Below are 12,324 nucleotides of genomic sequence, written 5' to 3'. Positions count from 1 at the left end.
AAGTCGCGAAAGTACGGGCGGCGCCTGGGCTGACGCAGCTGTCGCTAGTTGGCTGTGGGGTTAATCTTCTGATCGCCGAAGCCGAAGCCGAAGCCGAAGCCGAAGCCGAAGCCGAAGCCGAAGCCGAAGCCGAAGCCGAAGCCGAAGCCGAAGCCAAAGCCAAAGCCAAAGCCGTCGGTCTGGTTTCAGGTCCTGGCGATCTGGGCACGCCTGCAAGGCTTAAAGATTGAACCGCCCCACCATGCCCCGCAACTGCTGCCCCAACTGCCCCAACTGCTCCAACTCCCCACTCGAAACCGCCGTCTGCTCACTGGCCGCCCGCGTCTGCTCCGACACATCCCGCACATTGATCACGCTACGGTTGATCTGCTCGGCCACCACGCTCTGCTGTTCACTGGCCGTGGCAATCTGCTGGTTCATCCCCTGGATCGTCGAAACCGTCTCGGTAATCTGCCCCAACGCGGCGCCGGCCTTGCGGCTGAGCTCGACGCTTTGCCCGGTCAGGCGCTTGCTGTCGTCCAACAGACCGGTCACCTCATCGGTGCCACGGTGCAGGTTGTCGATCAGCAACTCGATCTCCTCGGTCGACTGCTGCGTACGCTGGGCCAGGCCGCGCACCTCGTCGGCCACCACGGCGAAACCGCGCCCGGCCTCACCGGCCCGGGCCGCCTCGATGGCAGCGTTGAGCGCCAGCAGGTTGGTCTGCTCGGACACCGACTTGATCACATCGAGAATCGAACCGATGCGCTGGCTTTCACCGGCCAGGTGACCCATGGCCGCCAGGCAATGGTCCATCTGCCCGGCCAGCTGCTCGATGCGGGCAATCGCCTCGGCCACCACCTCGTCACCCAGCTGTGCCTGGCGGTCGGCGGTGGTGGCCGCCTGCGAGGCCTGCTCGGCGTTCTGCGCGACCTCCTGCACCGTGGCGCTCATCTGGTTCATGGCCGTGGCCACCTGGTCGGTCTCCTCTTGTTGCTGGCCAATGCGCTCGCGGGTGTCCACGCTGGCGCCGGCCAGCGCCGTCGCGGCCCGGGACAGGTGACCGACGCCCTGGTCGATGCCGCCGAGCAGCTCGCGCAAGCTCAAGGTCATCTCGCGCATGCTCGCCTGCAACTGGCCCATCTCGTCGCGGCGCTGCACCGTCTGTACTTGGCTGAGGTCGCCACGGGCGATGCGCTCCGCCTGGGCCAGCACCTGGCGCAGGGGCTGGGTGACCTGCCGGGTGATCAGCCAGGCGGCGAGGATGCCGAACAGCAGCGCCAGCACGGCCACGCTGGTCAGCAGCGAACGGTCGGCCAGGGCCTCGTTGTCGCGCTGCTCGACCTTGCGCTCGCTCAGTTCACGGCTCACGGCCTGCAGCTCGTCGCCCATTTTCTCCATGCCGTCCTGCAACTGCTCGACCTTGAGCGCGGTGTCGCGGTATTGGCGCAGGGTGTCGCTGTAGCGGTCCAGTTCCACCTGCGGGCGTTGGGTCAGCGTGCCGGGCAGCTCCAGCGGGGCGATAGCCCGCAGCAACTGACCCAGGCTGGTGTCCGCCGCCTGCAGCGCGGCATCGCCCATGCTGGCGAAGCTGTCCCGGGGCGAGAAGGCATAGGCCGGCACCAGGCTCTGCTGGCTGGCGGACTCGATATGGCGGCCCAGGGTATCCATGAGCCCGACCACGCTACCCTGCCGGCCATCGCCCGGCAGCTTCAGCAAGGCCTGGGTCTGCAGTTCGTCGATCACGCTTTCGAGCACGCCTGCCTGCGCCTGCATCGCCGCACGCAAGCCTTCGCGGCTGTCCACGGTGCCTTGCAGGATGGCGAAGTCGGCTTTCAGGCGCTGCAGCAACTGCAGTTTCTGGCTCAGCATCTGTCGCGACGAATCGACGCCGCTGCGTTGCTGCAGCAGGGTCAGGCGGTCGTGCAACTGCTCCAGGATAGTCGCGATGCGGGTCTTGCTGACGTCGTCGGCGAGTACCCGGTAGGTGATGCGCTCGGCGCGCAGGTCACGGGTCAGGTCGTTGAGTTGGCCGATGTCGCCGAGCTGCTCCGAGCGCTCGATGGCACCGTCCAGTGCGCTCCAGCCGCTAAGGGTGGTGGCCAGGGTGAGCAGCAGCACCACGGCGAAACCCAGGGCGAGCTTGAGCCCGACGCCGAGGTTGCCGAGCTGGCGGTCAAGGTATCCGAACATGGCAGGTCTCCGTCCAATTGAGAAAAGGCCGTGGCGGCAGAATGCCGCCATGGCCCTTGCTCATCGGCCGGAAGTCCGTCGGACTGGACCTGCAAATCGAGTAGGAAAATTCTCTGCGGGTTGAAGGGTAAGGCCTACAGCCCGCAAGCCGCGAATTAGAGCCTGAAACGCCCCACCAAACCCTGCAGATGCGTCCCCAGGCGGGCCAGCTCGACGCTGGAACTGGCGGTCTCCTCGCTCGCCGCCGAGGTCTGGTCGGAGATGTCGCGTACGTTCATCACGCTGCGGTTGATCTCTTCGGCCACGGCGCTCTGTTGCTCGGCGGCGGTGGCGATCTGCTGGTTCATCGACTGGATCGACGACACGGTGCGGGTGATGGTACCCAGCGAGTCGCCGGCGCGGCGGGTCAGTTCGACGCTGCTGTCGGTCAGGGCGCGGCTGCTGTCCATGACGCTGGCCACGCGCTCGGTGCCGTTCTGCAGGCTGGCGATCAGCTCCTCGATCTCCTCGGTGGACTGCTGGGTGCGCTGGGCCAGGCTGCGCACCTCGTCGGCGACCACGGCGAAGCCACGGCCCGCTTCGCCGGCGCGGGCGGCCTCGATGGCGGCGTTGAGCGCCAGCAGGTTGGTCTGCTGGGCCACCGACTTGATCACATCGAGCACGCTGCCGATCTTGTCGCTCTCGGCCTTGAGCTGGCTCATCGCTTCGCTGGAATTGACCACCTCGCCGGCCAGGCGCTCGATCTGGCTGATCGCCTCGCCCACCACCTTGTCGCCCTCGCGGGCCTGCTGGTCGGCCATCAGCGCCGCTTCCGAGGCCTGCTCGGCGTTGCGCGCCACTTCCTGGACGGTGGCGGTCATCTCGTTCATGGCGGTGGCAACCTGGTCGGTCTCGACCTTCTGGTTGTTGACCCCGGCGCTGGTCTGCTCGGTGACCGCCGACAGTTCCTCGGCGGCGCTGGCGATCTGCGTCACGCCGTCGCCGATGCCGCCGATCAGCTCGCGCAGGCCCTGGGTCATGCGCTGCATGCTGGCCTGCAACTGGCCCAGTTCGTCGCGTCGATCAGCCTTGAGGTCCTGGCGCAGGTCGCCGCCGGCCACGCGCTCGGCGGCGGCGAGGGTCTGGCGCAGCGGCACGATGATCTGCCGAGTGATGGCGAAGGCCGCCAGCACCCCCAGCAGCAGCGCCAGTGCGGTGGCGCCGGCCAGCAGGGTCTTGGCCTGCTGGGTGCCCTGGTCGCGCACGGTGGTTTGCGAAACGCTCATTTCCTGGCTGGTAACCAGCAGCAGTTGGCCTTGCGCGGACATGCGCGTCAGCGCCTGCTCGCTGGCGGCCTGGGCGTTGCCGAACTGGTTCACCGCGTCGCGGTAGGCGGCCAATGCGCTGGCGGCGTCGTCGAGGCTGGCGGCGAACTCGGCCGGAAGCTTGCCCGGCAGCGCCTTGAGCATGGTCATGGCCTGGTCGATGGCGCCGAGGGCGGTCTGCTGGAACTCGGCCTTGCCGCTGTAGGTGTAGCCGCGCACCTGGAAGCGTGCCTGCTGCAACAGGGCGGCGACCTGCACCACCTCCTGGTACTGCTGGATATCACCGCCCTGCAGCAGGCGCTGCTGGACCTTGCCGATCAGCTCGGCGGCCTTGTCGGCGCTGTCGCCCAGGGTGGCCCGGCTGGCCTCGCGGCGCTGGCCGGCCTGCTTGAGTTCGGCGAAGGCCTGCTGGTACTGGCGCACGGCGTCCTGCTGCTTGTCCAGGCGCTGGCGGTCGGCGGGGAGCTCGATCTGGCCGAGCATGAACTGAATCTGGCGCTCGAGATTGCCCAGGGCCTTTTCCAGTTCCGCCACGGCGGCGTCGTCACGGTTGCGCTCATAGCCCAGGCGGGCCAGGCGCAGGTCCTGGGTGTACTGGTGGATCACCGAGATGTTGCCGAGCTTGTCGCCACGGCTGGTGACGCTGTCGATGCCCAGCCAGCCGGTGAAGGTGATGCCGAGCGTGAGCAGCAGCACCAGGCCGAAGCCGATCCCCAACTTGCGATTGACGCTTACATTTCCCAGTGACTGGGCAAACCAACGGTACATAGACGACTCCCCGGCGCGTGGCAGTGCGGATTATTGTTCTGTTGCACAGGCCATCGGCGCGGGGCGGGGAAACTTGATGGTAAAAACCTGACCTTTGCGTCAGAAAATTCGCGAGAGCAGGGCGGTGACCGCCGTTTCCACCCGCAGGATACGATCGCCCAGTTGCACCGGGGCCAGGCCGGCCTTGCCGAGCAACTCGACCTCGTAGGGGATCCAGCCGCCTTCGGGGCCGATCGCCAGGGTCACCGGGCCTTCCACGGCGCGCGGGCAGGCAGGGTAGGGGCCGGGATGGCCGACCAGGCCCAGGGTGCCTTCGGCGATGGCGGGCAGGCGGTCTTCGACGAAGGGCTTGAAGCGCTTCTCGATGATCACTTCCGGCAGCACCGTGTCGCGGGCCTGCTCCAGGCCGAGAATGAGGTTTTCGCGGATGGTCTCGGGCTGCAGAAACGGCGTCTGCCAGAAGCTCTTCTCGACCTTGTAGCTGTTGACTAGGATCAGCCGCGGCACGCCCAGGGTGGCGACCGTCTGGAACAGCCGGCGCAGCATTTTCGGGCGGGGCACGGCCAGCACCAGGGTCAGCGGCAGCTTGGCGGGTGGCAGCTGGTCGAAGGCCACTTGCAGTTCGGCCTCATGGCCTTCGAGGCGGATGACCTCGGCCTTGCCCATCAGGCCGCCGATGCGCCCGACGCGCAGGCTGTCGCCCACCGCCACGCGGTGGATCTCCTGCATGTGGGTGAAGCGGCGATCGGCCAGGACGACACGGTCGGCCGACACGAAGTCGGCTTCTTCAAGAAGCAACAGGTTCACGGTTGGGTCGCTGGCGGCTGGTCGTTGTGGTCGTTGCTCGCTTCGTCCGGCTCGTGGCTGCGCTTGCGGATCAGGCTGCCGCACAGCACGCCGACCTCGAACAGCAGCCACATGGGCACGGCCAGCAGGGTCTGGGAGAAGATGTCCGGCGGGGTGAGGATCATGCCGACCACGAAGCAGCCGATGATCACGTACGGGCGGATCTTCTTCAGGTACTGCACGTCGACCACGCCGATCCACACCAGCAGCACCACCGCCACCGGGATCTCGAAGGCGACGCCGAAGGCGAAGAACAGGGTCATGACGAAGTCGAGGTAGCTGGAAATGTCAGTCATCATCGACACGCCCTCGGGGGTGGCGCTGGCGAAGAAGCCGAAGATCAGCGGGAACACCAGGAAGTAGGCGAAGGCCATGCCGGCATAGAACAGGAAAATGCTCGATACCAGCAGCGGGATGGCAATGCGCTTTTCGTGGCGGTACAGGCCCGGGGCGATGAACCCCCAGATCTGCTGCAGGATGAACGGGATCGCCAGGAACAGCGAGACGATCATGGTCAGCTTGAACGGCGTCAGGAACGGCGAGGCCACGTCGGTGGCGATCATCGTCGCGTTGGCCGGCAGGTGCGCGCGCAGCGGCGCCGAGACCAGGGTGTAGATCTGCTGGGCGAAGGAGAACAGCCCGGCGAAGATAAGGAAGATGGCGGCGACGCAGCGCAGCAGGCGGGTGCGCAGTTCGGTCAGGTGCGAGACCAGCGGCATCGGCTGGTCATGTTCCGGATTCTCGCTCATGGGGCTCGTGGCGGTTGGGGCGGCTCGGAGGGTGGCGTCGCGGTCGGCTGCGCGGGGGCGGCTTCGACGGCGGGTGTGGCGGGCGTTTCAGCGCTGGCCGTGGGCTGCGCCGGTGGCGTCAGCGGATTGAGGATGCGCTTGGCCTCCTGCTCCATCTGCAGGATGTGCTCGTTGTGCAGCTGGCGGCGGATGTCGTCGGCGCCGATCTCGCGCTCGACCTCCATCTTGATCGCGTTGAAGCTGCGCTTGAGGCGGCCGATCCACAGGCCCGCGGTGCGCGCGGCCCCCGGCAGGCGCTCGGGGCCGAGCACCAGCAGGGCGACCAGGCCGACGAGCAGCAGCTCGCTGAAACTGATGCCGAACATGGGTCAGTCTTTCCGCTGCGGCTCTTGGACCGGCTGGGCCTGGCCCTCGATGGTGTGGCCCTGGGCCTGCTGCGCGGTGTTCTGCACCGGCGGAACCGGTTGCGCCGGCGGCGGGGTCTGCTCGGCGGGCTTGGTTTCTTCTTCGTTCATGGCCTTGCGGAAGCCCTTGATCGATTCGCCCAGGTCGCTGCCGAAGTTCTTCAGTTTCTTGGTGCCGAACACCAGCACCACGACGACCAGCAGGACGATCCAGTGTTTCCAGTCAAAAATGCCCATTTCGTACTCCTGAAAAATGTGTGTCGGTCTATCGGGCCCCGGGGCTGCCTTGCAGCCCATCACAGGGTTCAGCGAATCGTTCAGGCGACGCGGCCCCCTGTAGGAGCGGCCTTGTGTCGCGAAAGGGGCGCAACGCGCCCCCGGCAATCTTCAGGCAGAAGGCTGACGCGCAGCCTTCTCGTCATGCCCGGACAACCCGAACCGACGCTCCAGCTCGTCAAGCACCGCCTGCGGATGCTGGCCCAGCGCGCTGAGCATGACCAGGCTATGAAACCACAGGTCTGCGGTTTCATAGATGACATCGCTGTAATCCTTGCTGGAGGCGGCATCCTTGGCGGCGATGATGGTCTCGATGGACTCTTCGCCGAGCTTCTCGAGAATCTTGTTCAGGCCCTTGTGATACAGGCTGGCCACGTAGCTGCTGTCCGGCGCCGCGTGCTTGCGTTCTTCCAGCACCTCGGCGAGGCGGTTCAGGGTGTCGCTCATGTCAGTGTCCTGCGCTGTAGATGGCGTCCGGATCCTTCAGGACCGGGTCGACGATTTTCCACTGGTCGTCCTCGAAGACGCGGTAGAAGCAGCTTTCGCGGCCGGTATGGCAGGCGATATGACCCAGTTGCTCGACCATCAGGATGATCACGTCGGCGTCGCAGTCCAGGCGCATTTCATGCAGTTTCTGCACATGGCCCGACTCTTCGCCCTTGCGCCACAGCTTGCCCCGCGAGCGCGACCAGTAGATGGCGCGATGCTCGGCGGCGGTCAGGGCGAGGGATTCACGGTTCATCCAGGCCATCATCAGCACGCGCCCGGTCTTGTGGTCCTGGGCGATCGCCGGCACCAGGCCATCGCTGTTCCACTTGATCTCGTCCAGCCAGTCTTTCATCGTCGACTCCAAACCGGGCCCGCTCCCGTACCGGGCCCCTTTGCGCTAGTGTGCCAGCCGGCGGCGCGGCTGGCTATCGGCGCACGATCAGGTACAGGCCGGCGGCCAGCATCAGCCACGCCGGCCAGGCGGCCGGGGCGCTGAGGCTGACGGCACCGGCGGCCAGGGTGGCGCCGCCGCCGAGCAGGCCGGCGCCGAGCAGGCGCAGCGCCCAGTTGTCGCCGGCGCGGCGCCGCTCGGGCAGTTGCGCATCGTGCAGGTGCGGTTGCGACAGGCGTTCGAGCAGGTCGCGGGTCATGTCGGCCAGGTGCGGCAGTTGCTCGGCCTGGCTGTACAGGTTGCCGATCACCGCCTTCGGGCTCATGCGCTCGCGCATCCAGCGCTCGAGGAACGGCTTGGCGGTGCTCCACAGGTCCAGGTCCGGATACAACTGACGGCCCAGGCCTTCGATGTTGAGCAGGGTCTTCTGCAGTAGCACCAGCTGCGGCTGGACTTCCATGTTGAAGCGCCGGGCGGTCTGGAACAGGCGCATCAGCACCTGGCCGAAGGAGATGTCCTTGAGCGGCTTCTCGAAGATCGGCTCGCACACGGTGCGGATCGCCGCCTCGAACTCGGTGACCTTGGTCTGCGCCGGCACCCAGCCCGAATCGATGTGCAGCTGGGCCACGCGGCGGTAATCGCGCTTGAAGAAGGCGATCAGGTTGCGGGCCAGGTAGTCCTGGTCCTCGGCCGTCAGGCTGCCGACGATGCCGCAGTCGATGGCGATGTACTGCGGGCTCCACGGCTTGACCGTGCTGACGAAGATGTTGCCCGGGTGCATGTCGGCGTGGAAGAAGCTGTCGCGGAACACCTGGGTGAAGAACACTTCCACCCCCCGCTCGGCGAGCATCTTCATGTCGGTGCGCTGGTCGGCCAGGGTGGCCATGTCAGTGACCGGCACGCCGTAGATGCGCTCCATCACCAGCACCTTGGGCCGGCAGAAGTCCCAGTACACCTGGGGTACGTACATCAGCTCGGAGCCTTCGAAGTTGCGTCGCAGCTGGCTGGCGTTGGCCGCCTCGCGCAGCAGGTCGAGCTCGTCGTAGATGGTCTTCTCGTAGTCGCCGACGATCTCCACCGGGTGCAGGCGGCGGGCATCGGCCGAGGCGCGCTCGGCGGCCTTGGCGATCAGGAACAGCCAGGCCAGGTCCTGGGCGATGACCGGCTTGAGGCCTGGGCGCACCACCTTGACCACCACTTCCTCGCCGCTCTTCAGGCGCGCGGCGTGGACCTGGGCCACCGAGGCCGAGGCCAGCGGCTCGACGTCGAAGCGGCTGAACACCTCGCCCACCTTCGCCCCGAGCTGTTCCTCGATCAGCGCCACGGCGTGCTGCGGGTCAAATGGCGGTACCCGGTCCTGCAGCAGCATCAGCTCGTCGGCGATGTCGGTGGGCAGCAGGTCGCGGCGGGTGGAGAGCAACTGGCCGAACTTGATGAAGATCGGCCCCAGGTCCTGCAGCGCCAGGCGCAGGCGCGCGCCGCGGCTCAGCTCCAGGGGCTTGCGCGGCAGCCAGCGCCAGGGCATCAGCAGGCGCAGGCTGGCCAGCCACCAGGGCAGCAGGGGCTGTTCGAACAGCAGGTCATCGAGGCGGTAGCGGATCACGACGCGCTGGATGCGCAACAGACGGCGGACGGCGAGCAGCTTCATGCGTTATCGCTGGTATCAAGAATGTGGGCGAGGCGGCGCAGGCGCGCCTCGAGACGTTCGATGTCGACCTTCAGCGCATCGAGCTCGCTGAACGCCGCTTCGGCTTCGCGTTTGCCGACCAGGGTGCGGGATTCCTCGGCCAGGTACTCGGAGAGGTTCTCGCCGAAGCGGGCCAGGCCCTGGCGGGTCCAGCGCGCGCGCAGGCGCAGGTGGCCGGCGATCAGCGCGGTGGGCACCGGGCCCAGCCAGCGCTGCAGCTCGTATTCCCAGTCCAGCTCCAGGTCCTGCACGATGCCGAACAGGTCGAGCAGCACGGCGCTGTCGCCATGCAGTTCGACCTGGGGGCTGTGCAGCACGGCGGTCTTGTCCTTGGCCAGGGCCAGCTGCGCCAGGCGCCCGGCGGGGGCGCGCAGGGTGCAGTCGACCTCGCCCTCCCAGTGGACGGCGAGCATCAGGCCTTCCTCGTCGGGCAGCACGAACAGCTTCAGGGCCGGCTGCACGCAGTCGATCTCGATCACCCGCCCTTCCAGCGCCGCCAGGCGCGGGAGGGCGGTGCTGTCCAGGCGCAGGACACGGTTGAGCCCGTGCTCGGCGCTGGCGAGCAGGCCGGCCAGGAGCATCAGGGCTTGATCCCCCGGTGCACGGCGACGATTCCGCTGGTCATGTTGTGGTAGGTGACGCGGTCGAAGCCGGCCTCGACCATCATGCTCTTGAGCGTTTCCTGGTCGGGGTGCATGCGGATCGATTCGGCCAGGTAACGGTAGCTTTCCGAGTCATTGGTGATCAGCTTGCCAGCCAGCGGCATGAAGGCGAACGAGTAGGCGTCGTAGGCCTTGGACATCAGCTTGTTGGTCGGCTTGGAGAACTCCAGGATCAACAGGCGGCCACCGGGCTTGAGCACCCGCAGCATGGAGCGGATGGCTTCGTCCTTGTGGGTCACGTTGCGCAGGCCGAAGGCGATGGTCACGCAGTCGAAGTGGTTGTCCGGGAACGGCAGCTTCTCGGCGTCGGCCTGGACGAACTCGATGTTGCCGGCCACGCCGCGGTCGAGCAGGCGGTCACGGCCGACCTTGAGCATCGAATCGTTGATGTCGGCCAGTACCACCTGGCCGGTCGGGCCGACCAGGCGCGAGAACTTGGCGGCCAGATCGCCCGTGCCACCGGCGATGTCCAGCACCCGGTTGCCGCTGCGCACGCCGGACAGCTCGATGGTGAAGCGCTTCCACAGGCGGTGCATGCCGCCGGACAGCACGTCGTTCATCAGGTCGTACTTGGCGGCCACCGAGTGGAACACCTCGGCGACTTTCTTCGCCTTCTGGCTCTCGGGCACGTCCTGGTAGCCGAAGTGGGTAGTGGGTTCGGCGTGGTCGCCTTTGCGCTGGTCGGTCATATCGCTTCACCAGAAAAAAATTACGGCCATTCTAGGGGCTGCGGGCGGATTTGTCTTGGCGGGGTGTGTCATGCAGAGGGGGCGGGCATAATGGCGATTATGTCTTCATATCCAGGATCACCCGCATGACCCAGATCAGCGTTGAACGCAAACACTCCCTCGGCCGTGACGCCGCCCGTGCCAAGGCCGAGGCGCTGGTCGACAGGCTCAGCCGCGAATACGACCTCAAGGCCACCTGGAATGGCGACCGCGTCGATGTGACGCGCAGCGGCGCCAACGGCAGCGTGCACATTGGCGAGGACACCATCCGCGTCGAGCTGAAGCTGGGCATGATGCTGTCGATGATGAGCGGTAGCATCAAGGGCGAGATCGAGCGGGCGCTGGACAAGGCCCTGGCCTGACACTGCGCGCTCATTGTTGTTTGCGGGCGCGGGCCTTGTGGGAGCAGGTATTGTGGGAGCGGGCTTGCCCCGCGATAGCGCCAGCCCGGGCAATAGCTATCGCGGGGCAAGCCCGCTCCCACGCAAACGCAAACGCTGCATGACCCCACCTTAGGGTGAGGATTCTAATTTTTCCGCCTACCTTCACGCTCAAGCCCTGCCTCCCAGGGCAGTTCCTCCCTCCCCTTGAACGAGCATGAGGTGCAGAGCATGGCCAAAGTGAATCTCAAGCAGAAAGACGACGCCCAAGGCAGTACCCTGGGCGAGGTGCGCGGCTACGCCCGCAAGATCTGGCTGGCGGGCATCGGTGCCTACGCCCGCGTCGGCCAGGAAGGTTCCGACTACTTCAAGGAGCTGGTGAAGGCCGGCGAAGGCGTCGAGAAACGCGGCAAGAAGCGCCTGGATAAAGAGATCGAGGCCGCCAACGGCCATCTCGATGAAGCCACCCAGGAAGTCAGCCGGGTACGCGGCAAGGTCGAGGTCCAACTGGACAAAATCGAGAAAGCCTTCGATGCCCGTGTCGGTCGCGCCTTGAATCGCCTCGGCATTCCGTCTAAACATGACGTTGAGGCGTTGTCCATCAAGCTTGAACAGCTGCACGAGCTGCTCGAGCGCGTCGCGCACAAACCATAAGGAGAGCAGGATGGCTGGCAAGAAGAACACCGAGAAAGAAGGCAGCTCCTGGATCGGCGGAATCGAGAAGTACTCCCGCAAGATCTGGTTGGCTGGCCTGGGTATCTACTCCAAGGTCGACCAGGATGGTCCGAAGCTGTTCGATTCGCTGGTGAAGGATGGCGAAAAGGCCGAGAAGCAGGCGAAGAAAACCGCCGAAGACGTGGCCGAAAGCGCCAAGTCGTCGACCAACTCCCGGGTATCTGGCGTGAAGGACCGTGCGCTGGGCAAGTGGAGCGAGCTGGAAGAGGCCTTCGACAAGCGCCTGAACAGCGCCATCTCGCGCCTGGGCGTGCCCAGCCGCAATGAGATCAAGGCCCTGCACCAGCAGGTCGACTCGCTGACCAAGCAGATCGAGAAACTGACCGGTGCGTCGGTGACTCCGATCTCCAAGGCCAGTGCCAGCAAGACCGCGGCCAAGCCCCTGGCCAAGGCGGCAGCCAAGCCTGCGGCCAAGACCGCCGCGGCAAAACCGGCGGCCAAGCCTGCGGCGAAAACCGCAGCGGCCAAACCGGCAGCCAAGCCAGCGGCGGCCAAACCAGCGGTCAAAACCGCTGCGGCCAAGAAACCGGCCGTGAAAAAAGCCGCCCCGGCCAAGCCTGTGGCAGCCAAGCCGGCAGCTCCAACGCCCGCCGCCACCGCGGCTCCGGCCCCGAGCGCGGCCCCGGCCAGCAGCACGCCGTCGGCACCGGTGAACGCGGCCACCCAGGCCTGACACCGCGTCGCCCTGATCGCGGGGCAAGCCCGCTCCCACGAAGCCTGTACAGGACGCGTG

15 protein-coding genes are annotated in these 12,324 nt (G+C 66.4%); 4 read left to right on the top strand and 11 right to left on the bottom strand.

The genetic code is table 11. The features are described from left to right. A partial coding sequence (locus tag HU735_RS27335; RefSeq protein WP_186715992.1) for a hypothetical protein occupies positions 1-230 on the top strand: 230 nt, incomplete at its 5' end. On the opposite strand, the gene HU735_RS24590 is transcribed toward HU735_RS27335, so the two are convergent. The 11 genes from HU735_RS24590 to ubiE form a co-directional block, all read right to left on the bottom strand. Continuing rightward, entirely contained in the window at positions 220-2,172 is a 1,953-nt protein-coding gene (locus HU735_RS24590; protein WP_186715991.1) for a methyl-accepting chemotaxis protein, read from the bottom strand. The genes HU735_RS27335 and HU735_RS24590 overlap by 11 nt on opposite strands. A gap of 155 nt (positions 2,173-2,327) precedes the next feature. Then, complete coding sequence (locus HU735_RS24585) at positions 2,328-4,244, bottom strand: methyl-accepting chemotaxis protein (RefSeq protein ID WP_186715988.1); 1,917 nt, start codon at positions 4,242-4,244, stop codon at positions 2,328-2,330. Positions 4,245-4,343: 99 nt separating this feature from the next. Beyond that, on the bottom strand, positions 4,344-5,051 hold the full coding sequence (locus tag HU735_RS24580) for a 16S rRNA (uracil(1498)-N(3))-methyltransferase (protein ID WP_186715983.1): 708 nt from the start codon (positions 5,049-5,051) through the stop codon (positions 4,344-4,346). Next, positions 5,048-5,839 carry a twin-arginine translocase subunit TatC gene (gene tatC / locus HU735_RS24575; RefSeq protein ID WP_186715981.1) on the bottom strand — a complete coding sequence of 264 codons (792 nt, stop codon included), beginning with the start codon at positions 5,837-5,839 and terminating at the stop codon, positions 5,048-5,050. The genes HU735_RS24580 and tatC overlap by 4 nt, the downstream gene beginning before the upstream one ends. After that, the gene (gene tatB, locus HU735_RS24570; RefSeq protein WP_186715979.1) at positions 5,836-6,204 is read right to left on the bottom strand and encodes a Sec-independent protein translocase protein TatB; all 369 of its coding nucleotides are present in this window, start codon (positions 6,202-6,204) and stop codon (positions 5,836-5,838) included. The genes tatC and tatB overlap by 4 nt, the downstream gene beginning before the upstream one ends. Positions 6,205-6,207: 3 nt before the next feature. Beyond that, a complete protein-coding gene (locus HU735_RS24565; protein ID WP_028688374.1) occupies positions 6,208-6,480 on the bottom strand; it encodes a twin-arginine translocase TatA/TatE family subunit in 273 nt (90 codons plus the stop codon). Between the two features lie 150 nt (positions 6,481-6,630). After that, entirely contained in the window at positions 6,631-6,966 is a 336-nt protein-coding gene (locus tag HU735_RS24560; protein ID WP_186715977.1) for a phosphoribosyl-ATP diphosphatase, read from the bottom strand. A gap of 1 nt (position 6,967) precedes the next feature. Continuing rightward, a complete protein-coding gene (hisI, locus tag HU735_RS24555; RefSeq protein ID WP_186715975.1) occupies positions 6,968-7,360 on the bottom strand; it encodes a phosphoribosyl-AMP cyclohydrolase in 393 nt (130 codons plus the stop codon). A gap of 73 nt (positions 7,361-7,433) precedes the next feature. Continuing rightward, on the bottom strand, positions 7,434-9,047 hold the full coding sequence (ubiB, locus tag HU735_RS24550) for a ubiquinone biosynthesis regulatory protein kinase UbiB (RefSeq protein ID WP_186715973.1): 1,614 nt from the start codon (positions 9,045-9,047) through the stop codon (positions 7,434-7,436). Then, positions 9,044-9,667 (bottom strand): SCP2 sterol-binding domain-containing protein, encoded by a 624-nt coding sequence (locus HU735_RS24545; protein ID WP_186715965.1) that lies wholly within the window; start codon positions 9,665-9,667, stop codon positions 9,044-9,046. The genes ubiB and HU735_RS24545 overlap by 4 nt, the downstream gene beginning before the upstream one ends. Next, entirely contained in the window at positions 9,667-10,437 is a 771-nt protein-coding gene (gene ubiE / locus HU735_RS24540) for a bifunctional demethylmenaquinone methyltransferase/2-methoxy-6-polyprenyl-1,4-benzoquinol methylase UbiE (protein WP_050707258.1), read from the bottom strand. The genes HU735_RS24545 and ubiE overlap by 1 nt, the downstream gene beginning before the upstream one ends. Before the next feature lie 125 nt (positions 10,438-10,562). Here ubiE and HU735_RS24535 point away from each other — a divergent pair, with 125 nt between their 5' ends. The 3 genes from HU735_RS24535 (at position 10,563) to HU735_RS24525 (ending at position 12,264) form a co-directional block, all read left to right on the top strand. Further along, a complete protein-coding gene (locus HU735_RS24535; RefSeq protein WP_050707257.1) occupies positions 10,563-10,838 on the top strand; it encodes a polyhydroxyalkanoic acid system family protein in 276 nt (91 codons plus the stop codon). 249 nt (positions 10,839-11,087) lie between these two features. Further along, entirely contained in the window at positions 11,088-11,510 is a 423-nt protein-coding gene (locus HU735_RS24530; protein ID WP_050707256.1) for a phasin family protein, read from the top strand. Between the two features lie 10 nt (positions 11,511-11,520). Then, entirely contained in the window at positions 11,521-12,264 is a 744-nt protein-coding gene (locus HU735_RS24525) for a phasin family protein (protein WP_186715963.1), read from the top strand. Positions 12,265-12,324 lie beyond the last annotated feature (60 nt).

This window comes from Pseudomonas sp. BW16M2 (assembly GCF_014268865.1).
Taxonomy (GTDB): Bacteria; Pseudomonadota; Gammaproteobacteria; order Pseudomonadales; family Pseudomonadaceae; genus Aquipseudomonas; species Aquipseudomonas peradeniyensis.
The sequence above is the reverse complement of the archived record's forward strand: the minus strand, read 5'-3'. Positions and strand labels throughout refer to the sequence as shown.